Below are 23358 nucleotides of genomic sequence, written 5' to 3' on the forward strand. Positions count from 1 at the left end.
GCCGGGCGCGGTCACCGTGCGTTCGCGGACAGCTCGTCGCGGAGCAGCGCCGCCCCCGCGCTGAGCGCGCTGAGCTTGCCGAGGGCGACGTCTCGCGGCAGGGGCGCCATGCCGCAGTTCGTGCTCGGCACGAGCTTGTCGGCGTCGACGAACGCGAGCGCGTCGCGCAGCGTGTCGGCGACCTGCTCGGGCGTCTCGACCGTCGTGCTCGACACATCGATCGCGCCGAGCATGACCTTCTTACCGCGGATGAGCTCGATGAGGTCGAGCGGCACGTGCGAGTTCGCCCGCTCGAGCGACACCGTGTCGATGATCGACTGCTGCAGCAGCGGGAACGACTCCTCGTACTGGCGCCACTCCGATCCGAGCGTCGCCTTCCAGTCGTTGTTCGCCTTGATGCCGTAGCCGTAGCAGATGTGCACGACGGTCTCGGCGCGCAGTCCCTCGGCGGCCCGCTCGAGCGTCGCGACGCCCCAGTCCTTGAGCTCGTCGAAGAACACGTTGAAGGCGGGCTCGTCGAACTGGATGACGTCGACACCGGCGGCCTCGAGCTCCCGCGCCTCCTGGTTGAGGATCGTCGCGAACTCCCAGGCCAGCTTCTCTCGGCTCCGGTAGTGGCGGTCCGAGAGCGTGTCGATCATCGTCATCGGGCCAGGCAGGGCCCACTTGATCGGCTGATCGGTCTGCTGGCGGAGGAAGCGCGCGTCGTCGACGAACACCGGCTTCTCGCGCCTCACGGCACCGACGACGGTCGGCACGCTCGCGTCGTAGCGATCGCGGATGCGGACCGTCTCGCGCTGATCGAAGTCGACGCCGCTGAGGTGCTCGATGAACGTCGTGACGAAGTGCTGGCGGGTCTGCTCGCCGTCGCTGATCACGTCGATGCCGCGTCGGGTCTGCTCCTGCACGGCGCTGCGCAGGGCGTCCTGCTTGCCCTCGGCCAGGGCATCGCCCTCGAGCTTCCAGGGCGACCAGAGGGTTTCGGGCTGCGCGAGCCAGGAGGGCTTCGGAAGGCTGCCGACGATCGAGGTGGGGAGAAGCGTGTTCATATCGGGTGATGCTCCGCGGCTCACGCGGCCGCGACCGGGTAGCCGGCGGCCCACTGGGCGAGCACCTCGCCATGCGGCTTCATGAAGTGCTCCTCGGTGTGCTTGCCCTGCGCGAGCGCGAGCTGGCTGCGCTCCTCGCGGTCGTAGGCGATCTGCGTCGACGAGTAGTCGTTCTGGCCGAGGCTCGGCCGGTAGATGCTCGCCGCCGCCGAGTTGGCGTTGTAGATCTCCGGGCGGTAGATCTTCTGGAACGTCTCCATCGTGGCGATCGTCCCGATCAGCTGCAGGTCGGTGTAGTCGTTCAGCAGGTCGCCCTCGAAGTAGAACGCCAGCGGCGCCACGCTTCCGGGAGGCATGAAGTACCGCACCTGCAGACCCATCCGCCCGAAGTACTCGTCGGTCAGGGAGTGGTCGTCCTGCAGGTATTCGACGCCGAGCACCGGGTGGTGGTTCTCGGAGCGGCGGTACTCCTTGCTCGTCGAGACGCTGATGCAGATGACCGGGGAGGTCGTGAAGCGCTCCCGGTAGGCATCCGAGGCGAGGAAGCGGCGGAAGAGCTTGCCGTGCAGGCCGCCGAAGTCGTCGGGCAGCGTGAACGTGCCCGCCGCCTCGGTCACGGCCGGCAGCAGCACGCTGAAGTCGTAGTCGCGCACGTAGGACGAGAAGTTGTTGCCCACGATCCCGTGGTGACGGCGGCCGGTGAGGCGATCGACGATCTGGATGTCGAGCACCTCGAGCAGCGGGAACCGCTGGTCCTCTCCCTCGGCCTCGAACTCCAGCCCGGCCGAGATGATCTCGAGCTCGAGCGTGTAGCGGTCGCGGGCCGGGTTGTCCCAGTGGGCGAGGTCGTTGAAACGTCGGTCGATCATCGTGAGCGCGTTGCGCAGGTTCTGCTGACGGTGCTCGCCGCGCGCGAGGTTCGCGAAGTTCGTCGTGATGCGCGAGTCGTCCGACGGCGAGTAGTCCTCGTCGAAGCGCGTGGTGGTGATGTGGAACGTGAAGTCGTTCGCCATGAGAGGCCCATCTGCTGGATGATCGGCCGAGAGGCCGGGGAAGTCTGTAGCTCCATCGTGCAACCAGACACCGGTTATCAGGTAACTTGCCTGGCCTATGCATCCATATAGGCTCTCCCTATGGCTCGCTCGTCCAGCGGAATCACCCTCCAGCAGCTCCAGTACTTCGTCGAGGTCGCGGCGGAGGGCTCGATCAGTGCGGCCGCCGACCTGCTCTACGTCTCGCAGCCCACCATGTCGGCCGCGATGAAAGACCTCGAGTCGCGGGCGGGGCGCACGCTCCTGCTGCGATCGGCGCGCGGCGTGACGCTCACCACCGACGGCGCGGAGTTCCTCGGTTACGCACGGCAGGTCACCGAGCAGGTGGAACTGCTCGAGCAGCGCTACCTCGGCCGACCGCCGTCCCGGCGCCTGCTCGGCGTCTCGGCGCAGCACTACTCGTTCGTGATCGACGCGTTCGTGCGGATGGTGAAGACCAGCGGCGCCGCGGAATACGAGTTCTCGCTGCGCGAGACGCGCACGTGGGACATCATCGAAGACGTCCGCACGCTGCGCAGCGAGATCGGCATCCTGTATCGCAACGACTTCAACCGCAGCGTCATCGACAAGCTGCTGCGCGACTCGGGGCTCGCGTTCCGCCCGCTCTTCCTCGCCGACCCGCACATCTTCATCTCGCGCAAGAACCCGCTGGCCGCCCGCGAGCGCGTCACGCTCGACGACCTCGCCGGGTTCCCGCGGCTCACCTTCGACCAGGGCGCGAACAACTCGTTCTACTTCGCGGAGGAGATCCTCTCCACCCTGTCGACCCCGCAGGAGATCCGCGTCTCGGATCGCGCCACCATCTTCAACCTCATGATCGGCCTCGACGGCTACACGATCTCGACCGGAATCATCAGCGACGACCTCGACCCCTCCATCGCCGCGATCCCCCTCGACGTCGACGAGCGCATCGAGATCGGGTGGATCGGCCAGTCCGCGATCCCCCTCACCGAGCAGGCGCAGCGGTATCTGGAAGAACTGCGCGCCGTGGTCTCGGACTTCGGGGTGGAGTTGATCGACTAGGCGCTCGAAGACGGGTCCGCTCGGACACGACGATGGCCAGGACCCTCATCGGGTTCCTGGCCACCGTCGCCCGGGGGGGTCTATCAGCCGACGCCGTCCATCGCCGACGTCTCGGTGTTGCCGATGCGGGCGATCACCTCGGGGCGACGCGCCTGGAGGAACCAGTAGCGGCTGAGGGCGGCGAGCACGCAGACCACGAACACGTAGGGGATGACGTTGAACGGGAAAGCGGGCACGGGGAACACGTTCGCGAAGAACACGTAGGCCATCGTGACCACGGCGATCGTGGCGCAGACCCAGACGAGGCCGTTGCGCATGCCGGCGCGCTGCGTGTAGACGACGCAGGCGATCGCGACGAGCGCGTACGCGACCATGTAGCCGTAGGTGCCCCAGGTGTTGACCCACACGAGGATCTCCATGGGGTCGGCTCCCGCGACGAGGAACACGATGTCGACGACGACGGCGAGCGCCCCCGCGGCGAGCAGCACCCGGTGCGGCGTCAGGTGGCGGTCGTGCGTGCGACCGAACCGCTCGTGCACCACGCCCTCCTTGCCCATCACGTAGACGATGCGCCCGATCACGTTCAGCGGCGCGACGACGACGGCGAAGAACGACGCCGCGACGCCGAAGGTCAGCACCGGCGCGAACCACAGCGGCATGCCGATGAGCTCAGACATGCTCTCGAGCGGGCTCGCCGCGGTGGCCAGGTCGTCGCCGAGGACGGCGATCTGCGTGTACGCCGCGAAGACGTAGAGGATGCCGACGGTCAGCGCGCTCCACATGATCGCGCGGGGAATCGCCTTGTAGGGGTTCTTCGCCTCACGTCCGAGCGCATCGGCGGACGAGAACCCGACGAACCCGAGGATGCCGAGCACCATGCCGGCCGCGATGCCCTGGAACGACGACCCCTCGGCGATCAGCTGGGCCGGATCCCAGGCCGCGGGCCCGGCCCACACGAGCGCCGAGATCAGCAGCACGAGGATGATCGCGACCGACAGAAGCTCCAGCACCAGCGAGACGCGTGCCGACAGTCGGATGCCGCGGATCGTGAACAGCGTCGCGAGCCCGCCGAGCACGACGGCGAGCCCGATGCTCCACCCCAGGCCCGAGGCGGGGATGCCGAGGAGGGTGAGGAACTGACTCATGTACGACACCGAACCCATGAGGGAGGCGGCGGCGATGCCGAAGCATCCGATCAGGAGCGTCGCGCCGGCGAGGTACGCGCCGGCCGGACCGAGGCCCTTCGACACGTAGGTGTAGAGCGATCCGGCCGAAGCGTGCTTGCGCGCGAACACCACGACGCAGTAGCCGACGCAGAGGATCACGATCGTGGCGAGGGCGAAGGCGTAGATGGTGCCGTTGCCGGCGCCGAGGAAGATCGCCGCGGCGGTGAACGCGATGACCGCGCTGGGGGCGATGTTGGCGATCGCCTGGGCGGCGAGCTCCGGTCCGCTCATCACGCCGCGGCGCAGCCCGGCATCGATCGGGACGCCGGCGGCGGGGCCGGGCGGGCTCTGGGGGGTGGTCGTGGTCACGGGGTCTCCTTCGTATCGGGGTCGGCGGAGTAGTGCAGGGAGGGGAGGGAAGAGGTCAGGGGATGAGGAGCGTGCGCAGGGCCTGGCCGGACTCGAGCTCTTCGAACGCCTCGGCGGCTTCGGCGAGCGGTCGGCGCGAGGAGATGAGCGGATCGAGGATCAGCTGACCGTCCATGTACCGGTCGACGAGCGCGGGGATGTCGATGGCCGGGCGCACCGAGCCGTAGTTCGAGCCCAGGATGCGCTGGTCGGCCTCGGCCAGTACCAGCGGCTCGAACGAGGCGCGCGCACCGGTCGGGGGAAGCCCCACGATCACCGCGGCTCCGCCGAGGCCCAGCATCTCGATGGACTGCTCGGTGGTGACGGTGCGACCGATCGCGTCGAAGGCGTAGTCGACGCCGTCGGGCAGCAGCGCACGCAGCTGGGCGACGGCGTCGCCGTCGGGTGCGACGATCTGGTCGGTGGCGCCGAACTGCGCCGCGAGGCGGGTCTTGTCCTCGCGCACGTCGATCGCGACGATGCGCTCGGCCCCGGCGAGCCGCGCACCCTGGATGACGTTGAGGCCCACGCCGCCGCATCCGATCACGGCGACGAGCGCTCCGGGTTCGACGCCCGCGGTGTTCATCACCGCGCCGACGCCGGTCGCGACCGCGCATCCGACGACGGCGATGACGTCGAGCGGTGCGTCATCGCGCACCTTGATCGCGCCGGATGCCGGAACCACGACCTCCTCGGCGAACGACGAGACGCCCAGGTAGTGGTGCACCGTCTCGCCGTCCTTGCTGAGACGGGAGGTGCCGTCGAACAGCACGCCGAGCGGCGCGACCACCGTGGCGACCTTCTGGCACCGCGCCTCGTGGCCCGAGCGGCAGTACCGGCACTCGCCGCACGGCGGCACCCAGCTGAGCACCACGTGGTCGCCGACGGCGAGCGAGGTGACGCCCTCGCCGAGCTCGGTGACGATGCCGGAGCCTTCGTGGCCCATCACCATCGGTGCCGGGGCGGCCCACTCGCCCCGCTTCACGTGCAGGTCGGAGTGGCAGACCCCGGCGGCGGCGATCTTCACCCGCACCTCTCCGGCAGACGGAGGAGCGAGCTGCACCTCGGTGTGCTCGATCGGGCTGTCGCTGTCGCGGAAGACGATGGCCTGCATGGGGCCCCTTTCGTTCGTGTGGGTCGCGCCTCATCGTAGGAACAGCGGCGCAGCGGTGTCATTCACAAAAATGACGAGTGGCGAGCATCTGAATCGACATTCCTTATACTTCGGATATGGCACGAGACCTGGCATCGATCGCTCGGCTCCTCGGCGCGACGCTCGTCGCCGGCGGCGCTCTCGGCCCGAAGGCCACTGTGGCGAGCGCCGTGCCGGTGGGCGACTTCGCCGTCGTGCCGCATCCACAGTTCGCGACGCTCGTGGTCGGCAGCCCCGACGAGATCGCGCGGGGACTCGACGACCCGGAGCGCGGCGATCTGCTGCGGCTCGCCGTGGTCGTGGCGACCGGGCCTCTCTCCGCCGTGCCGGACGGGGTCACCGCGCTGATCGCGCCCACGGTCGACCCGCCCGTCGTTCTGCCCACGCTGCAGGCGGTGCTCGCGACGGATGCCGCTGCCGAGGACCGCGCCGTTCTCGCGGCGACGAAGGTGCTCGCGCTCGCCGCCCGCCGCAGCGGAGTGGCGGGGGTGGTCGCCGAGCTGGCCCGACGTCTCGACGGGTGGGCCGTGCTGCTCGACCGCGACGCGCAGCCGATCGCCTCGGCGGGTGCCGGCGCGCTGCACATCGGGGATGCGGTCGCCGTGGCCTTCAATCGCCCGGTCCGCGTGCGCAGTCGGGCGCTGCAGGTGCATCCCGTCGGCACCGACGAGGACATGTCCGCGTTCCTCGTGGTGACCGCCCGCAGCGGCTCGACCAGCCGCGCCCGCGACCTCAGCTCGCAGGCGGCGGCGCTGCTCGATCTGCTCCTGCGCACGCACGACGGCAGCAGGACCGAACGCCTCGGACGCGCCACGATGATGCGCGTGCTGGAGGACGGCGGACCGAACGCCGTCGCGCTGGCGAAGGAGTGGGGCGTGCGCGACCGCGCCCTGGCCGCGTTCACCCTCTCGGCCCGCTCGTCAAGCGTCGACGCCGAGCGCGCCGTCATCCACTGGCTCGAAGACCTCGGCGCGCCGCATCTGCTGACCGCCGCGCAGGGGGTGGTGACGGGCTTCGTGCGCGCGGAGCACATCGACGAGATCGCGGATCGCGCGACGACGTTCTCCGTCCCCCTGCATCTGGGGCTCGGCTCCCCGTCGGCACTCGACGCCCTCGCGCGGTCCGTCGAAGAGGCGCGTCGCGCACACCGCGTCGCCGCGACCGAGGGGCGCTCCGTCGTGCACTACCGCGCGATGCCGACCGTCGACCTCGTGCTCGACCGCCTCGCACCCGGTGACGCACGCACGCTGGCCGCACTGGTCGATCCGCTCGACGACGACCTCGTCGACACCCTGCACACGTTCCTCGCCGAGAACGGCGCCTGGGGAGCCGCGGCCGCACGCCTGGGCGTCCATCGCCAGACCCTGGCGGCACGGGTGCGACGGATCGAGCACGTCACCGGGCTGTCGATGTCGAGCGCCGACGACCGTGCCGCGGCCTGGCTGGCGCTGCGCGCACGCCGCTGAAGGAACGCGACCCCTCAGCCGTCCGAGCGGCGGCGGCGCAGGCGACCGTATGCCCGACGCAGGATCCGCGCGTGGCGTTCCTTGGCGCGTTCGACGCCCGCCTCATCGCGGCGCAGCGCGCTCACCCATTCCGACACGCGCGCCGTGAACGCTCCCCAGACCAGCCGCGCATCGACGTGCAGGGGCGGCGGGGTCACGGCATCCTCGTCGTCGAGACGCCCCCTCCGCCGCAGCCGGTCGTCGACGTGCGCGAGCGTGAGCTGGGCGACCCCCACCGCGTGGCCGTTGATGATCGAGTGCGAGGCGCCCTCGATCTCCCAGCGTCGCGCCGACGCCGCCGCCGCGACGAGACGGGAGTGGAACCGGCGCGGCGAGGTCGTGTCGAACTCGCCGCGGATCAGCAGCAGGACAGCGTCGGCATCCGCGATCCGCTCGGTGATCCGGTAGCGCAGCACGTGCGGGAACACACGGACGAAATAGACCGGTCCGCACAGAAGATACGCCGACACCGCGATCATCGCGAGGTGCACCGACTCCCGCGTCGCCGACTGCGCGAATCGCACGGCCTGCCGGAAGACCGTCGCCTCCGCCTCGTTGACGACCGGGCTCACGAGCACCGCGTGCGAGAGGCCCGACCTGCGTCCCAGCACCTCGGTGACGATCTGGGACCCCATCGAGTGCCCGATCAGCACGGGGTCGTCGAGCCGGTAGTGGTCGAGCACCGCCTCGACCTGATCCGCGAAGAACGCGACGTCGGGTGTGCGCCCGGGCGCGGCCGACATCCCGGCGAAGCCGGGAAGATCGAGGGCGTAGACGTCGCCCCTCTCGGCGAGGGTCGGCGCGAGGAACTCGAAGTAGCTGGCCGCCACCCCGAGGCCGGCGACGAGCACGAATGCGCGCGACGACGCGGGATCGGCGGCCTCGACGCGCGTCACCCGGGTGACGACGCCGTCGCAGGAGACGTGATCGACCGAGAGGTCGATCGGGTCGTCGGCGTCGTGCCGGGCGTCGCTAGCGGGCATCGATCCATTCTCGTCTCCTCCGCCGCCGATCGATCACAGGCCCGCCAGCATCCGGTCGGCCGTGCGCAGCGACAGGGCCATCTGCGTCAACCCCGGATTCGCCGTCAGCGCGCTCGGGTAGGTCGAGTTGTCGCACACCCAGAGGTTGTCGATGTCGTGGGAACGACCCGAACCGTCGACCACGCCCTCCGCGGGATCGTCGCTCATCCGGCAGGTGCCGAGGGTGTGCGCCGACCGCGTGAGCACGCGGGTGCTGCGCGCGCCCGCCGCCCTCAGCAGGTCGGTCATAGTCGCGATCGCGTGATCGTCGATGGCCTTCTCGTTGGCCCCCGGCGAGAACGTGATCGTCGCCCGCGGCAGCCCCCACTCGTCCGTCTCCGACGAGAGCTCGATGCGGTTCTCGTCGGACGGCAGGCATTCCGCGTTCATCCCGATGCCGGCGCTGTACCTCGCGGCCTCCAGCTCGTCGACGAGATCGGTGCCCCATGCCCCTCCCCCGCGCACGAGCGAGGTGGCGTACGTGAAGGGCATGACCCCGAGACTCTGCAGCAGGTAGCCGCCGGCGAAGTCCGCGCCGGCGGGGCGCACGAAGTCCTCGGTGATGACCGCCGAGGGGTAGCCGCGGTATCCGCGGATCTGCTCGTCGAAACGCCCCCAGACCTGCACGGCGCCGTGGGCGAGGAAATTGCGCCCGACCTGTCCGCTCGAGTTCGCGATCCCGTTGTGCAGCAGCAGCCGGGGAGTCTCCACACCGCCGCCCGCGAGCACGAGCGCGGCGCACCGCTGCCGCCGGTCCTCGCCGTCCTCGCGGTACACGACACCGGTCACCCGCCCGCGCGCATCGCGCTCGATCGTGTGCACGACCGCATCCGGGCGGATCTCGGCGCCCGCGGCGACCGCGGCCGGAAGGTAGGTGATCGCGGTGGTCGCTTTGGCGCCGTGGCGTTCGCCCTGGTGGATCGACCCGACGTCGGTGGTGGCGTGCCGCAGACCGTGGTGGGGCTGCAGACGATCCCGCGTGAGGATCGCCGCCGGGGCGTCGGCCGCGCGGATGCCGAGAGCCGCCGCACCCGCGAGCATGAGGTCTGCCGGGGCGTTGCGCCGGGGCGGAGGGTACAGGTAGGTGCGCGAAGGGTCCCACGGGTACGGCGTGGGACCCGATACGCCGATGTCGGCCTCGACCTGCGCGACGTAGCGGATGAGCTCGTCGTGGTCGATCGGCCAGTCCGCGCCCTCACCGGTCTCGGTCCGCAGCCGCAGATCGCGGGCATCCGGACGGGGAGTGAACGCTCCCCAGTGCACGGTTCCTCCGCCGACACCGAACCCGCTGTTGTTCGGGCCGAACGCGGTCGGAGCGTCTCCGCCGCTGAATCGGCTCGACATCCAGTTGATCGCGGTCGCCTCGACCTCGTCGGGGGTGTAGTCGGCGGGATCGTGATTCGGCCCGGCTTCGAGCGCGACCACGCGCAGCCCCCGCTCCGCCAGTCTCGCCAGCAGCGGCGCGCCCCCCGCGCCGGTGCCGACCACCACGACGTCCACGATCTCGTCGCGGTCGAACGTGCGCATGCCGTCGAGGTTCATGCCGCCTCCTCCGGGTCGTCCACGACCGCACCGAGATCGGAGGGCTCCCACCCGTCGCGCAAGCCGGCTCCCAAGGCGAGATACCCGGCGAAGGAGACTTCCTCCGCACCCGTGGCGAACCCGTCGTAGCCGACCCGGGCGAGGGAGGCGGGATGACACAGCCACTCGCGCACGAGGTCGACGCGCACGTCTTCGAACCAGCGGCGCAGGTCGTCGGCATCCGCGGTGATGCCCGGAATCGCGGTGCCGGCGATCACCTCTCGGAGCACCCCGTCCCGCGCCTCGGCCCCCTCGGGCCACACCCGGGCGAGCTGGTCGAGGCCGGCGCGATACGCCTCGTCGTCCGGCAGCGCTCCGGCCGGACGCCAGCCGTCTCCGCCGCCGGCGGCGAGATCGGCGTCGACGCGCGCCGCCAGATCGATGCTCCCGCCGGGCGGCTGAGGCACCACGCGTGCGGCGACGGCGCGCAGGAGGTCCAGCTGTTCCGAGGAGAGCACCCGTGGTCGGTACGCGGGATCGTCGGGCAGTGCACGGCGCGCGAGCGTGCTCCGCACGCGCGCCGAGACCCGCGGCGAGGCGAGCAGCGTCCCCCATTCCGCGGGCACTCGCACGCTGTGCTCCGCGATCTCGTCCCACAGGTCGGTGATCGCCGCCGCCACCTCGCCGGGGCGCTCCTGCAGGAGCAGGTGCCCCGCTCCGGGCAGGGCGATGAACCGGGCGCGTGGATACACGTCGGCGAGCAGGTCCGGCTGCGCGTCAGCGCCGAGTGCCTCGTCTTCGACGCCGGCGAGCACGCGGCAGGGGAGGTCGAGCGTCCCGACGGACGCCGTGATGTCCTCGACGCTCCCCTCCTCGAGCCACCGCCGCCAGGCGAGGGGCGACATCCGGGCCACCGCGTCGACGGTCTCGCGCTGCCGCTCGGGCGGAAGCCCGCCGCCGACGTTGTCGTCGACGAAGGTCTGCGCGTCGCTCTCGGAGATGCCGCCCTCGGCGACCCAGGAGAGCATCTGCCGCCTCTTCTCGGCGGGCATCGGCTCGGGGGACGGTGGCGACGGCGCCAGCAGGACCGTGCCGAGCAGGCCGAAGATCTCGGGCTCGCCGTCGCGGATACGGGCGGCGACGGCCGCGGCGATCTTGCCTCCCATGCTGTGCCCGCACATCATCCAGGGTCCTCCGTCGGCGGCTTCCCGGATCACGGCCAGGGCGGCGTCGACCTGGGCGGCGACCGATCCCTCGGGCGCATCCGGAGCGGATCCCTGACCCGGGAGCTCCACCGCGATCACGCGGAAACGCTCGTCCAGCTCGGCCTGCAGCGGCAGGGCGGAACGGGCGTCGAGCCCCAGGCCGGGCAGCACGAACACCGTGCACCTCTCGGCGGTCACGGGGTGACCATGCCGCCGTTGACGTTCAGCGTCGCGCCCGACACGTAGCCCGACTCCTCCGAGGCGAGGAAGACGTAGGCGGGCGCGAGCTCCGCGGGCTGCCCCGCGCGCTGATACGTGTTCTCGTCGTCGAAGTGCAGCATCTGCTCGTCGGAGACGCCGTCCGACACCTGCAGAGCCGTCCAGACCGGGCCGGGCGCCACGACGTTCACGCGGATGCCGCGCTCGGCGAGCTGTAGCGCGAGTCCCTTCGCGAGGTTGTTGACGGCGGCCTTCGTCGCCGCGTAGTCGAGCCGGTCGGGCGAGGGCTTGTACGCCTCGAGGGATGCCGTGCTGATGATGCTGGCGCCGGGCCCGAGGTGCGCGAGAGCCGCCTTCGTGATCCAGAAGTTGGCGAACACGTTCGTACGGAAGGTGGCCTCGAACTGCTCGTCGCTGAGGTCTTCGACCCGCTCGACCGCGATCTGCCGGCCGGCGTTGTTGACGACGACGTCGAGGCCCCCGAGGAAGTCCACCGCCTCCGCGACCAGCCGGCGGCACTCCGCGGCCTCCGAGATGTCGGCGACCACGGCGCGTCCGCGGCGCCCGGCGTCGGCGATGAGCGCGAGCACGTGCTCGGCGTCCTCCTCCTCACCGGGCAGGTGCGCGATCACGACGTCGGCACCCTCGCGGGCGAAGGCGATGGCCGTCGCCGCTCCGATGCCCGAATCCCCGCCGGTGATGAGCGCCCGCCGGCCGGTCAACCGGGCGGTGCCGCGATAGGACTCCTCGCCGAGATCGGGGACGGGGGTCATGCGCGCCTGGATGCCGGGCTCGGGCTGATGCTGCAACGGCGGCTCGACGCGGGCGTAGCGGGTCACGGGGTTCGTCGGGGAGTGCTCATCCGATTCAGGCATGCCGCCACGTTAGGCGAACCGGCTCTCTCGTGAGGAGGGCTTGCGCTCGACCCCTCCGATAGGCCAGGGCGTCGGGTCAGATGAAGGCAGACGGTCCACCCCAGCCGCCGACCCACGCCTCCACGCGCGGATCCGAGCGCATCCGGTGCACGCCGTCGACCACCCTGCGCTCGGTGGCGAAGGCGGCCTCCGTGTCCCAGCGCTGCGCGCGACGAGCCGCGCGTCGGGAGCGCAGAACGCCGAGCGGTGCGCCGTCGACGTCCACGAGCTCCACCGTCCCCACGTCGCCGACCCCGCAACGACCGAGGAGATCCGTGATTCCCCGCGGGTCGAGGACCACCAGCGGCGCATCGACCTCCCACGTCACCCGGGCGTCGGCATCCGCTCCGTCGACACCCACGCGCGGATCGTCGATCGTGCCGGCGGCACCGGGATCGAGCACCACCCGGCTGCGCGGCAACGCCGCGAGCAGCGAATCCACCGCGATGAAGAGCGCGGCCGGCGCATGCGATCCGCGCAGCCGCAGCACGACATCGGCCGCCGCCGCCCACAGCGCCCGTGGCGCGGAGCCCGGCACGGGAATGGCCGAGACCAGACGCAGCGTCTGAGCGTTCGCTCGTTCGAGGCCGGCTCCATCGCGCTCGGCCCATTCCGGCCCGTCGTGCCACGCCACGGCCTCGGGAACATGCGCGAGGAGAGCACCGGCCCGCCACATCCGATGCGCCCATTCCCAGTCCTCCCCGCCGTAAGCGGTGAACGACTCGTCGAACCCGCCCACCTCGTCGTACAGCATCCGCGAGCAGGCGATCACCGCCCCGATCACGAAGCGGTACGACCGGTCGTCGGCGTCACGAAGATCGGCGGTGCGGGCGTACTCCTCGGCGAGCCAGGACGGCTCCGACAGCTCACGACCGACGGCGGCCTCGGCGACGGCGACCGTGGCCGGGATGCCGGAGAAGTCGGCATGGCGCCGCCGCCCCACCGTGACCGCCTCGGGCAGCAGCGCCGGGAGGCGGGTGAGCGCCCGAACGTACCCCGGTTCCGGCGAGGTGTCGGCATCGAGGAAGCAGAGGATGTCGCCGCTGCTCGCCCGCGCACCGAGATTGCGCACGGCGGAGAGGCGGAAGCCCCGGTCGTCCTGGCGGACGACGGTCACGCCCTCCGGCACATCGACGGGGTGTGGAGACCCATCGTCGGCGACGACGATCTCGAGCAGCTCCGGCGGGTAGTCCTGCGCGCCCAGCGCGTGCAGGGTGCGGGCGAGTTCGTCCGGCTGGTCGTAGTGCGCGATGATCTCCGAGACACGGGGAAGCGGATCGGGATGCACGCCGTCGCGCTCGTGCCACCGGTTGCCGACCACGTACGGCGCCCTCATGCGCCCCGCTCCGCCCACCAGCGCGTGTACGCGTCGACCGCGTCGTCCCACGACCCCGGCACCCGATCGCGACCGTGCCGGGTCGACGCCGGGTCCGCAGCCGCTCGGCGCACCGCAGCGGCGAGATCGCTCTCGTCGGCGACCGTGAGGGTTCCCGGGCGCAGCGCCGCCATCTCGTCGATGTACCGGTTGCGCATCGCCACGGGGCGACGCCCCCACCCGATCCACGAGGCCAGAGAGCCGGAGGCCGAGACGTGCCGATGTGCGATCAGCGGCACCGAGATCGCCCGCCCGCGCCGTGCGATCTCGGCGTCGTCGAGCCACCCGGTCACGTCGACGGCGACGCCCTGCGAACGGGCACGGCGGACGAACGCGGCGAGATCCTCGGCGTGCCCCTCCGAGGCGCGGCCGAGCACCGTCATCCGCTGCAGCCCCGCCGCGGCGGCCGCGCTCGCCGCCTCGTCGTGCCCCTTACCGGGGTAGAAGTACCCGAGCACGCCCACCGTGCCGTCGAGCTCGGCTCGCTCGTCGGTCGAGGATGCGAGCACCTCGACGGGCAGCGGCACCCGCGCGACCGGCCCCGCCCAGACGTCCTCCTCCCGCAGCAGCGCGCTCTCGTGCGCGCTGTTGACGACGACTCCCCGGGCCGAGCGCGCGACGAGCGCGTACGCGTCGCGGCGCCGGACGCGGTTGCGCGGACCATCCGACTCCTGCGGCACGTCGTGCAGCGTCACGCTGATCCGCAACCGCGCGGCGAGCTCGGTGAAGAGCTGGGAGGCCTCCTCCGGCGAGTCCGCCCACAGGCGATCGGTGAACTGGGCGTGCACCGTCGTGCCCGGATCGAGTCGGAGGAGGTCGGCGGGTTCGACGACCTCGACCTCGGGGTGCGCGGCGGTGACCGCGACGGCGAGGTCCCGCGAGTACACGGCGACGCCGTGGGTTCCCGGATGCGCGAGCAGGAGCGGTCTCGCGCTCACGCGGCGCGCCAGACGGCGAGAAGCGGAGCGAGCCGTTCGACGGCCGCCCGCACGAACTCCGGACGGGCGGCGTACCACTCGCGGTGCGCGGCCTCCACCTCGTCGGCGTCGAGGTCCGTCCCGTCGACGATCCAGTTCGCGCGCGGCTCCTCGGGGAGCGACCACGCCTCGACGACCTCGGGCTCGAGGGGGGCGCGCACGGCGGCGAGCAGTGGACGCCCCGGGTCGGTCGGTCCGCCGGCGACGCCCAGGACGCGCAGCACGCGTTCGCCGAGCGGGAGCCAGACGGCGTTCCCGGGATGGTTGACGGTGCGCATGTGATCGGCGGTGACATCGTCGAACAGATCGGAGATCGGGACATCGCAGCGCGTCTCGCGGGTGCGCAGGACGTCGATCGAGGTCTCTCCGACGGAGCGCACCCTCGTCGGCGGCAGCGCGGCGGCGACCGGGACGCCCGCGGCTCCCGCCAGGGTGCGGATGTCGTGGTACGGCACGAGCGGCGGATCCTCATCGATCCCGGGCACCCGGATCGCGGCCTGGAACGGATGCAGACCGGCGAACCGCACGGGCGGCAGGGTGACCACGCGAGCAGTGGTGGCCGCGGCGATCTGACGCGTCCCGAGGGGCAGGCCGCGATAGTCGTCGCGGATCGGCTGAGTGACCACCGTGTGCGCGGCGGCCACCAGCGTGTGCAGGCGCTCGGCCTCATCGCCGCTCAGGTCGTGCACGGGTGGGACGCGCACGAATCGACGACCCGGCGCGTCCATCACCCAGCGCAGGGACTCTGCCTGGCAGTTGCCCACGACGACCCCGAACGCCTCGGGCAGCGGCTCGAGGCCGAAGAACTCCGCGTAGTGCCGGCGACGCGCTAGCACCGCGGACCCGGCGGGCGCAACGGGCGTGCCCTTCTCGGCGAAGTCGATCATCATACGAACGTATACCTTCGCCCCCCCTGCTTCCTCCCCCCGGCTCTCACGGTCTCCGTGCGTGTGAGACACCTCGGTCCGGAGCATCCGCACCCCCCGAGGAAGACCTCCATCTCCACCACGACCGAGCGCATCCGCGTCGCATCGATCCCCGCCGCCCACCCCTACGTGCACGCCATCAGCGACCCGCTCCGCGTTCAGGTCCTCCCGGACCCTCCGGTACCCGGAGCCCCCTCCGGTCAGTGGTGGCCGCCGGTCGCGATGACACCCGACTGGATCGACGACAACGCCGATGCCTTCGATGTGCTGCACGTGCACTTCGGCCTCGAATCCTTCTCTCCCGCCGAACTGAGCGCGGCGCTCGACGCCGCCCGCCGGGCCGGGCGCGCGGTGGTGTACACCGTGCACGACCTCGACAACCCGCAGCTCGAGGCGCAGGGGCACCACCGGGCGCTGCTCGACGTGATCGTCCCTGCAGCCGACCGCCTCCTCACGCTCACGGTGCCGGCTGCGTCCGGGATCGAGCACCGCTGGGGCCGCGCCAGCACGGTACTCCCCCACCCGACCCTGCTCACCGGCATCCCCTCGGCGAGCGCCGCAGCCTCCGACTCGCTCGCCGATGCCGTCCGCGTCGGCATGCACCTGCGCGATCTGCGCCCCAACATCGACGCCGAGAGGGCCGTCCGCGCCGCGGTGCGCGCGGTGCGCCTGCTCGGTGACCACCGCGCAGTGCACGTCGACGTGCTGCTCAACGAGAGGGTCCGCGACGAGGCGACCGCCTTGCGGATCGCCGCCGCGATCGACGCTCCCCGCGTCGACCTGCGGCGCACGCCGCGGCTGTCGGATGCCGGGATCGAGCAGTGGCTGCGCGGCCTCGACGTGTTCGTGCTGCCCTATCGGCACGGCACGCACTCGGGGTGGGTGGAACTCTGCCACGACCTGGGCGTGCGCGTCGCCGGCACCGATGTCGGACACGTCGGAGCACAGCATCCGGCCGGTTTCTCGGTCATCGATCTCGACGACCCGCTCACGCTGGCGGATGCCGTGCGGAACACCCCGCTCACACGCGGTCACGAACGGGAGGCTCTCCTGCGTACACGCCGCCGCGAGCGCCTGGCAGAGCGCGATGCCGTGCGCGCGGCGCACGTCGCGCTCTACGCGTCCGCCATCGCGGAGGTCTCGGCATGACGCCGGTGAGCCCCCTGCGCATCCTGGTCGTCGCACCCGAGCGCCACGCGCTGCGCCAACCCCATCCCGGCGGTCTCGAGGCGGCGGTCTGGAATCGTGTGCGCTGGCTGCGGCGCCGCGGACACCGGGTCGAACTCTGCGCGGCTGCAGGGTCGGACTTCCTCGACGGCGTCCCGGAACTGCAGCTGCCGACCCCATGCTGGCGACGCGAGTCCGACGTCTCCGACACCGACTACCCCGAAGGCCACCGGCGGCGGATGGCCGAGGCGTTCGACAGGATCCGCGTGCGACTCGAGCACGCGATGACGCGGGTCGACGTCGTCGACAACCACAGCCTGCACGGCGCTCCGATCCTGTGGAGCCACGCCCCGGGCGTACCGGTGGTGACCACGCTGCACACTCCCCCGCTGCCCGAGATGGTGATCGCGGCGAATGCGCTGCCGGCATCCGCTCCGCACCGCTTCCTGGCCGTGAGCCAGTACACCGCGCGCTCCTGGTCGAGCGAGGGCGTCGACGCCTTCGTGTTCCCCAACGGGGTCGACACGACCCAGTGGAGACTCGGACCGGGCGGCGAGGACTGGGTGTGGTTCGGTCGGATCGTTCCCGAGAAGGCGCCGCACCTCGCGATCCTCGCCGCCCGCCGGGCGGGTGCGCGCATCCGACTGGCCGGCCGCATCGGCGACGAGGGCTACTTCGCCCGCGAGGTCGAGCCGCTGCTCGGCGCGGATGCGCTCTTCGTGGGTGCGCTGCGGCAGCAGGAGCTGTGCGACCTGGTCGGTTCGGCGGCGGTCGCCCTGGTCACCCCGATGTGGTCGGAACCGTTCGGCCTCGTCATGGCCGAGGCCCTCGTGACCGGTACCCCCGTGGCGGCTTTCGACTCGGGCGGGGCGAGCGAGGTGCTCGCCGGCCTGCCCGGCACGGCGGTCGTGCCCGCCGGTGACGTCGACGCCCTGGCCGACGCGGCCTCGGCTCTCGCACGGAGCTCGCGCCGGGACACCGTGCGCCGTCGCGTGCGCGAGGCGGCGACCGACCGCCACTCCCTCGCGCGGCGGCATCGCGAGGTGGAGCGGGCGATCTCGGTCGCCGCGCACAGCATTCCCGTCCCCGCAGTCCTGCCGAGTGCGCCGGCTGCGCTCGGGCTCGGCACCGTCGGCGCTGCCGTCGAGGCGGTGGGCGCATGATCGGCTGGTACGTGCATCACCACGGCTGGGGGCACGTGGCCCGTCTCCTCGCCGTGCGTCCGCACCTCGCCGATCCGGTCACCGTGTTCTCGAGCATGCCGCGGCCCGCGTCGCTCGACGATCGCACGAACTGGGTGCAGCTCCCCTCCGACGCCGATCCGGTCGTCGACGCCGATGGCGTCGAGCGTCCGGCGCACGAGCTCGGCGACGTCACCGCGGGCGGAGCGCTGCACTGGGCCCCGGTGGGGCATCCGGGGCATCGGCAGCGCCTCGCGATCATCGCCGACTGGATCGCGCGCACCGACGTGGCCGCATTCGTGGTCGACGTCAGCGCCGAGATGACCGCATTCGTGCGGCTGCTCGGTGTGCCGACCGTGGTCTTCGCCCAGCCGGGCGATCGGACGGATGCTCCGCACCGGCTCGCCTACGACCTCGCCGATCGCATCGTGGCGCCGTGGGCCGCGGACACGATCCCGGCACCGGGGCTCGTCCCTCACGAGGAACGGGTGCGCCGCGTGGGCGGCATCTCCCGTCATGCGGGTCGCTCGCGGCCCACGGGTATGGCGCCGAGCGGGGAGCGACGCGTGCTGTTCCTCAGCCGCACGCTCGACGACGAGCGCCTGCGCACGGTGATCGATCTCCTCGTCGCGGACGGATGGCGGGTCGAAACCGCCGGGGCGCGCGAGGACGACCGGGTCGACGACGTCTGGCCGCCGCTCTCGCGCGCGTCCGTCGTCGTGAGCGCCGCCGGACAGAACGGGGTCGCCGACCTCGCGGCGGCGGGTGCGCGCGCCGTGGTCGTCGTGCAGGAGCGTCCGTTCGCGGAGCAGGAGCACACCGGCCGTACCCTGCGCTCCCGGGGGCTCGCCCAGGTCGCGGGCCACGATGCCGCCCCGGAGCACCTCGTCGAGCTCGTCCGCCGCGCGCTCGCATCGACGCCGGACTGGGGCGCCTGGCAGGTGGACGGAGCGGCGGCACGGGCAGCCGCCGTGATCGAGGAGGCACGCGCGTGAGCATCCTCGTGGCCGTGATCACCCCGGCATCCGTCGACCGCCTCGCCCATCTGCACCGACTGCGACGGTTCCTGCGCGACGCGGTCGCGCCCGGCATCGAGTTGCTGCCCATCGAGGTCGGCTTGGATGCCGAGGCGCCGGGGCGGTACGACGGCGCCGTGCAGGTGCACGTGCCCCCGGGGCGTCACGGCCTGCGCGTCGGCGCCGCGCGCAACGCCGCGGCGGAGGAGGCCCTCGCCCGCGGGGCCGAGCTGCTGGTCTTCCTCGACGTCGACTGCCTGCCCTCGCCGGGCCTGCTGCACCGGTACGCCGAGGCCGCCGCTTCCCTTCCGGACGGCATCCTGTGCGGGCCCGTCACCTACCTGCGCAGCGTCGAGCGCCCGCGCGAGCCCGACGAGCTGGCCGCGCACACGCGCCCGCACCCCGGCCGTCCCGCCCCGCCGCCAGGGGAGATCGCCACGGCCCACCCCGCGGAATACGACCTGTTCTGGTCGCTGTCGTTCGCGGTGACGCCGGCGACCTGGCGTCGGCTGGGCGGCTTCGACGAACGGTACGAGGGCTACGGCGCCGAGGACACCGACCTCGGTCGGCGCGCCCGCGAGGGTGGCATCGCGCTGCACTGGGTCGGCGGGGCCGATGCCTACCACCAGTGGCACCCGGCGGGCACCCCGCCGTGGCGGCACCTCGACGACATCCTCCGCAACGGGGCGCTGTTCGCCGAGCGCTGGGGCGAATGGCCCATGCGCGGGTGGATCGAGGAGTTCGTACGGGCGGGAGCCGTCGAGGAGCACGCGGGCGGATACCGTCGCACGTCGCGGGCCTGATCCTCAAGAACGGGCGTCACCCGGGCTGGTGCACGGCGCATCCGAAGCGCAGTATCGAAGAAGGAGACACCCGGAACCGAGGAGAGGACGCCATGGCCACCGCAGCACCGCACCCGCCCGCACCCGACGCGCTGCTCGCCGACCTCGACGAGGCCGAGTGCTGGCGGCTTCTCGAAGCGACCGAACTGTGCCGGCTGGCGTTCGTCGCCCCCGACGGGCGTCCCGACATCCGCCCCGTCAACCACCTCGCCACGGGCCGCAGCATCTACGTCCGCTCGGCCTTCGATGCGAAGTTCCTGGCGATCACGGCGCGCTCCGCGGTCGCTCTCGAGGTCGACGGCGAGAGCGACGACGCGTATTGGAGCGTCGTGGTGCGCGGCGAGGCCGAGCAGGTGACCAGCGAGGCGGAGCTGCACCACGTCGGGGTCGAGCACCTCGCCTCGTGGACGCCGACGCCGAAGCAGTTCGTCGTGAAGATCGTCGCCGCGACGGTGACCGGCCGCGTTTTCCCGAAGCGACCGCGCGTCTCGCTCCCCGTCTACGCCGTGCCCCTCACGGATGCGGCCCGGGCGAAGCACCGCACCGAACGCGGCGAGCGCCCCTCCCCCATCCCGCATTTCGAGCCGCCGACGTCGTGAGCGGGGCGTGACCTCCCGGTCGTCCGGAGACGCAGAAGGCCCCCGATCTCTCGGGGGCCTTCCGGTGACGGGTCTCAGGGCACGATGACGGCGCGACCCCGGATGCTGTTCGAGGCGAGATCCTCGTAGGCCTTCGGGCCGTCGTCGAGCGAGTACGACTCGGTCTGCACGTGGATCTTGCCGGCGCGGGCGAGGTCGAGCACCTCGATCAGCTCGGAGCGCGAACCCCAGTAAGGCACGCGCACGGCGGCGTCGTAGGCGATCGAGCCGAAGCCGAGCGTCATGTTCCCGCCACCGATACCGACGATCGTGATGTCGGCCTCGAGCGCGGCGACGCTCTGCGCGAGGGCGATCGTCGGGTTCGCTCCGACGAAGTCGAACACGGCGTTGGCGCCGAGGCCGCCGGTGATCTCGCGGATCTTCTCCGTGGCGGAGGCGTCGCTGATCAGCACGTGATCCGCGCCGACCTCGGTGGCGAGGCGCAGCTTCTCGTCGTTCACGTCGAGGGCGATGACGGTGGCGCCCGAGACCGACTTCAGGATCTGGATGCCGACGTGGCCGAGCCCGCCCGTGCCGATGACGACCGCGAAGGTGCCGGCGCCGAGCTTCGGGAGCGAGTTCTTGATCGCGTGGTACGGGGTGAGCCCGGCATCCGTCAGCGAGACGTTCTGCACGGGGTCGAGGTCGCCCAGCGGCACGAGATGGCGGGCGTCGTCGACGATCATGTACTCGGCCATCGATCCCTGGCTGCCGAGACCCGGAGGACGGATGCCTTCGGCGGCGGCGTTCGTGCAGTAGTTCTCCTTGCCCATCGAGCAGTTGTGGCAGCGACCGCAGCCCCAGGGCCCGTAGACGGCGACGGCATCCCCGACCTTGAGCGTCGAGTCGACACCCTCGCCGATCTCGTGCACGATGCCGGCGCCCTCGTGACCGAGCGTCAGCGGCAGCGGGTAGCCCTGCTCGAGGTAGTCCTTCTCGGGGAGTCCCATGACGTAGTCGTCGGAGTGGCAGACGCCACCCGCGGTGATCTTGAGCAGCACCTGACCGGGGCCGGGCTTCGGAATCGGGATGTCGACGACCACCGGGGGCTTGCCGATCTCGACGTAACGGAGGGCTTTCATGTACTTCTTCTTCCTGGCATCCGAGAGGTCTGCCGCGCGGTGCGGAGGCGTGGGCTCTCGAAACCGTCCCTTCCAGTATCCGCCCGTTATGCGTCGATCCAGTCGCGCATGTCGCTCCACACCGACGTCAGAGCATCCTCGAGCGGGCTGTCCTCCGGCCCCTCGAGCCATCTGTCCATCGCGAGGTCGAAGCAGGTCACGGCGACGGCCGCCAACGTGTGCGACTGCTGAGCGTCGATGCCGCGCGCGGTCAGGGACTCTTCGATCGCCCGCCCGAGGTAGTGGCTCCGCAGGAGGTCGCGCTCGCGCAGCGCGGGTTCGCTGCGGACGATGTTGCGCCGACGCGCGATCGGCTCCCGCCAGTCGTGGATGCCGCGGCACGCCGCCGTCAGCCCCGCCCGCACCATGGCGGCACCGCTGCTCCCCGGCGGGACGGACTCCATGAAGTCGCTCACGGCCTGGGGAAGCTCGCGATCCCGGAGGAACAGGACATCGCGCTTGTCGGCGAAGTGGCGGAAGAAGGTACGGGTGGTCAGCCCCGCTGCGGCGGCGATCTGCGGGACCGTGGTTCCCGCGAAACCCTGGCGCTCGAACAGCGACATCGCGGCGGCTTCGAGCCGCAGCGCAGCATCCGGTGACCATCGGGGCATGCAGCCATGATGTCATGCCATGCCATCAGGTGTACTGTGATGACACGAGATGTCATCAATCGCGGAGAGCGGATGGGTATGAGCAAGAACACGGCGGCGTGGATCGATTCCCCGTATGCGGATCTGACGGTTCGAGAGGCCCCGATGCCCGCACCCGGGCCGGACCAGTTGCTGATCGAGGTGCGCGCGCTGGCGGTTAACCCCCTGGATGCGATCATCCAGTCCAACGGGACCGTCATGTACGGCTGGCTGCAGTACCCGGTGATCCTCGGCGAAGACGTCGCGGGCATCGTCGTCGAGACCGGAGCGAACGTCGACGGCTTCGCCCCCGGCGATCGCGTCGTGGCGTACGCGATGGGCTTGGAGAAGGGACGAGACGCCGTATCCGAGAGCGGGTTCCAGAAGTACGTCGCCGTCGACGCGAGCCTCGCCGCCGCCCTGCCGGATGCGATGGTCTTCGCGGAGGCGGCCGTTCTCCCGTTGGCGCTGTCCACGGCGGCGGCGGGTCTCTTCGAGGCCGGCCAGCTCGCGCTGGACCACTCGCACCTCGGCGACGCCGCCCGCCGCGAGGAGGTCGTCGTGGTGTGGGGCGGCGCGACCGCCGTCGGCGGCAACGCGATCCAACTCGCCCGAGCGGCCGGCTACCGCGTCATCACGACGGCATCCGCCCATAACCACGACCGGATGAAGCGATTGGGTGCAGAGGCTGTCTTCGACTATCGAGACCCGGATGCCGTCGATCGGATCATCGAAGCCGTGAACGGGTCGGTCGTGGCGGGTGTCCTCGCGATCGCCGTGGGGTCGGCCGAACCCTGCCTGAAGATCGCGCGCGCGACCGGTGCCCGGAGGATCGCGATGGCGAGCCCGCCGGTCTCGTTCTACGAACAGCCGCGCAGAGGCGGCCTCTCACTGGCGCGGATCCGCCTGTTCGCGCGCCTGGGAACGCGCACGGCTCTCCTGCAGTTGCGGAGCCGCTTGCGCGGGATCAGAGCCACGTTCATCTGGGGAAGCGCCATCGCCGCCTCCCCCGTCGGACCGGCGGTGTGGGGCGCCTATCTGCCCACGGCTCTCGCGTCGGGTGCTCATCTCCCCTACCCGGAGGCTCGCATCGCCGGGGACGACCTGTCCGCGATCCAGGGAGCGATCGATGCGCTCCGCCTCGGAGTGTCCGCGAAGAAGCTCGTCGTCTCCCTCGGTCCGACGGCGACGGGGTCCTGACCGGCAGGTCGCCCAGCAACATCACCCCGCCGGAGATCCTCTCCGACGA

Annotated in this window: 21 protein-coding genes; 8 read left to right on the forward strand and 13 right to left on the reverse strand. The window is 71.5% G+C overall.

The window, feature by feature from the left end; genetic code table 11:
* Nucleotides 1-11: 11 nt before the first annotated feature.
* The gene (locus ACZ5Y9_RS15370) at nucleotides 12-1049 is read right to left on the reverse strand and encodes a methionine synthase (protein ID WP_464471732.1); all 1038 of its coding nucleotides are present in this window, start codon (nucleotides 1047-1049) and stop codon (nucleotides 12-14) included.
* Nucleotides 1050-1069: 20 nt separating this feature from the next.
* Nucleotides 1070-2062: a DUF1852 domain-containing protein gene (locus ACZ5Y9_RS15375; protein ID WP_464471733.1), complete on the reverse strand. Its 993-nt coding sequence runs from the start codon at nucleotides 2060-2062 to the stop codon at nucleotides 1070-1072.
* Nucleotides 2063-2182: 120 nt separating this feature from the next.
* Between ACZ5Y9_RS15375 and ACZ5Y9_RS15380 the strand changes: the two genes are divergently transcribed.
* Nucleotides 2183-3124, forward strand: a complete 942-nt coding sequence (locus ACZ5Y9_RS15380; protein ID WP_464471734.1) for a LysR family transcriptional regulator — start codon at nucleotides 2183-2185, stop codon at nucleotides 3122-3124.
* Nucleotides 3125-3207: 83 nt separating this feature from the next.
* On the opposite strand, the gene ACZ5Y9_RS15385 is transcribed toward ACZ5Y9_RS15380, so the two are convergent.
* Both ACZ5Y9_RS15385 and ACZ5Y9_RS15390 read right to left on the reverse strand, forming a co-directional pair.
* Complete coding sequence (locus tag ACZ5Y9_RS15385; RefSeq protein WP_281731597.1) at nucleotides 3208-4581, reverse strand: APC family permease; 1374 nt, start codon at nucleotides 4579-4581, stop codon at nucleotides 3208-3210.
* 133 nt (nucleotides 4582-4714) lie between these two features.
* Nucleotides 4715-5812: an alcohol dehydrogenase catalytic domain-containing protein gene (locus ACZ5Y9_RS15390; RefSeq protein ID WP_247956871.1), complete on the reverse strand. Its 1098-nt coding sequence runs from the start codon at nucleotides 5810-5812 to the stop codon at nucleotides 4715-4717.
* 116 nt (nucleotides 5813-5928) lie between these two features.
* Here ACZ5Y9_RS15390 and ACZ5Y9_RS15395 point away from each other — a divergent pair, with 116 nt between their 5' ends.
* Nucleotides 5929-7317 carry a helix-turn-helix domain-containing protein gene (locus ACZ5Y9_RS15395; protein WP_464471735.1) on the forward strand — a complete coding sequence of 463 codons (1389 nt, stop codon included), beginning with the start codon at nucleotides 5929-5931 and terminating at the stop codon, nucleotides 7315-7317.
* A gap of 14 nt (nucleotides 7318-7331) precedes the next feature.
* On the opposite strand, the gene ACZ5Y9_RS15400 is transcribed toward ACZ5Y9_RS15395, so the two are convergent.
* The 7 genes from ACZ5Y9_RS15400 to ACZ5Y9_RS15430 all read right to left on the reverse strand — a co-directional run bounded on the left by ACZ5Y9_RS15400 (nucleotide 7332) and on the right by ACZ5Y9_RS15430 (nucleotide 15476).
* Nucleotides 7332-8339, reverse strand: coding sequence for an alpha/beta fold hydrolase (locus ACZ5Y9_RS15400; RefSeq protein ID WP_464471736.1), 1008 nt, complete (start codon nucleotides 8337-8339; stop codon nucleotides 7332-7334).
* Between the two features lie 33 nt (nucleotides 8340-8372).
* Nucleotides 8373-9920: a GMC family oxidoreductase gene (locus tag ACZ5Y9_RS15405; RefSeq protein WP_464471737.1), complete on the reverse strand. Its 1548-nt coding sequence runs from the start codon at nucleotides 9918-9920 to the stop codon at nucleotides 8373-8375.
* Complete coding sequence (locus tag ACZ5Y9_RS15410; protein ID WP_464471738.1) at nucleotides 9917-11302, reverse strand: alpha/beta fold hydrolase; 1386 nt, start codon at nucleotides 11300-11302, stop codon at nucleotides 9917-9919. Before ACZ5Y9_RS15410 ends, ACZ5Y9_RS15405 begins: the two co-directional genes overlap by 4 nt.
* A complete protein-coding gene (locus tag ACZ5Y9_RS15415; RefSeq protein ID WP_247633875.1) occupies nucleotides 11299-12198 on the reverse strand; it encodes an SDR family oxidoreductase in 900 nt (299 codons plus the stop codon). Before ACZ5Y9_RS15415 ends, ACZ5Y9_RS15410 begins: the two co-directional genes overlap by 4 nt.
* Nucleotides 12199-12274: 76 nt before the next feature.
* On the reverse strand, nucleotides 12275-13573 hold the full coding sequence (locus ACZ5Y9_RS15420) for a glycosyltransferase family 2 protein (RefSeq protein ID WP_464471739.1): 1299 nt from the start codon (nucleotides 13571-13573) through the stop codon (nucleotides 12275-12277).
* The gene (locus ACZ5Y9_RS15425) at nucleotides 13570-14550 is read right to left on the reverse strand and encodes a hypothetical protein (protein ID WP_464471740.1); all 981 of its coding nucleotides are present in this window, start codon (nucleotides 14548-14550) and stop codon (nucleotides 13570-13572) included. The genes ACZ5Y9_RS15420 and ACZ5Y9_RS15425 overlap by 4 nt, the downstream gene beginning before the upstream one ends.
* Entirely contained in the window at nucleotides 14547-15476 is a 930-nt protein-coding gene (locus ACZ5Y9_RS15430; RefSeq protein WP_464471741.1) for a WcbI family polysaccharide biosynthesis putative acetyltransferase, read from the reverse strand. The genes ACZ5Y9_RS15425 and ACZ5Y9_RS15430 overlap by 4 nt, the downstream gene beginning before the upstream one ends.
* Before the next feature lie 57 nt (nucleotides 15477-15533).
* Here ACZ5Y9_RS15430 and ACZ5Y9_RS15435 point away from each other — a divergent pair, with 57 nt between their 5' ends.
* The 5 genes from ACZ5Y9_RS15435 to ACZ5Y9_RS15455 all read left to right on the forward strand — a co-directional run bounded on the left by ACZ5Y9_RS15435 (nucleotide 15534) and on the right by ACZ5Y9_RS15455 (nucleotide 20320).
* Nucleotides 15534-16664 carry a hypothetical protein gene (locus tag ACZ5Y9_RS15435; RefSeq protein ID WP_464471742.1) on the forward strand — a complete coding sequence of 377 codons (1131 nt, stop codon included), beginning with the start codon at nucleotides 15534-15536 and terminating at the stop codon, nucleotides 16662-16664.
* Entirely contained in the window at nucleotides 16661-17845 is a 1185-nt protein-coding gene (locus tag ACZ5Y9_RS15440; protein ID WP_464471743.1) for a glycosyltransferase, read from the forward strand. Before ACZ5Y9_RS15435 ends, ACZ5Y9_RS15440 begins: the two co-directional genes overlap by 4 nt.
* Nucleotides 17842-18858, forward strand: a complete 1017-nt coding sequence (locus tag ACZ5Y9_RS15445; protein ID WP_464471744.1) for a glycosyltransferase — start codon at nucleotides 17842-17844, stop codon at nucleotides 18856-18858. The genes ACZ5Y9_RS15440 and ACZ5Y9_RS15445 overlap by 4 nt, the downstream gene beginning before the upstream one ends.
* Nucleotides 18855-19682 carry a galactosyltransferase-related protein gene (locus ACZ5Y9_RS15450; protein WP_464471745.1) on the forward strand — a complete coding sequence of 276 codons (828 nt, stop codon included), beginning with the start codon at nucleotides 18855-18857 and terminating at the stop codon, nucleotides 19680-19682. The genes ACZ5Y9_RS15445 and ACZ5Y9_RS15450 overlap by 4 nt, the downstream gene beginning before the upstream one ends.
* A 92-nt stretch (nucleotides 19683-19774) precedes the next feature.
* The gene (locus tag ACZ5Y9_RS15455; RefSeq protein WP_464471746.1) at nucleotides 19775-20320 is read left to right on the forward strand and encodes a pyridoxamine 5'-phosphate oxidase family protein; all 546 of its coding nucleotides are present in this window, start codon (nucleotides 19775-19777) and stop codon (nucleotides 20318-20320) included.
* 74 nt (nucleotides 20321-20394) lie between these two features.
* Here ACZ5Y9_RS15455 and ACZ5Y9_RS15460 read toward each other — a convergent pair whose 3' ends face one another.
* The gene (locus ACZ5Y9_RS15460; RefSeq protein ID WP_404597361.1) at nucleotides 20395-21441 is read right to left on the reverse strand and encodes an NAD(P)-dependent alcohol dehydrogenase; all 1047 of its coding nucleotides are present in this window, start codon (nucleotides 21439-21441) and stop codon (nucleotides 20395-20397) included.
* A gap of 86 nt (nucleotides 21442-21527) precedes the next feature.
* Nucleotides 21528-22091, reverse strand: a complete 564-nt coding sequence (locus tag ACZ5Y9_RS15465; protein WP_464471747.1) for a TetR/AcrR family transcriptional regulator — start codon at nucleotides 22089-22091, stop codon at nucleotides 21528-21530.
* 78 nt (nucleotides 22092-22169) lie between these two features.
* Between ACZ5Y9_RS15465 and ACZ5Y9_RS15470 the strand changes: the two genes are divergently transcribed.
* Nucleotides 22170-23309, forward strand: coding sequence for a zinc-binding alcohol dehydrogenase family protein (locus ACZ5Y9_RS15470; RefSeq protein WP_464471748.1), 1140 nt, complete (start codon nucleotides 22170-22172; stop codon nucleotides 23307-23309).
* Nucleotides 23310-23358: the final 49 nt, after the last annotated feature.

The organism is Microbacterium sp. T3-8 (assembly GCF_055398145.1).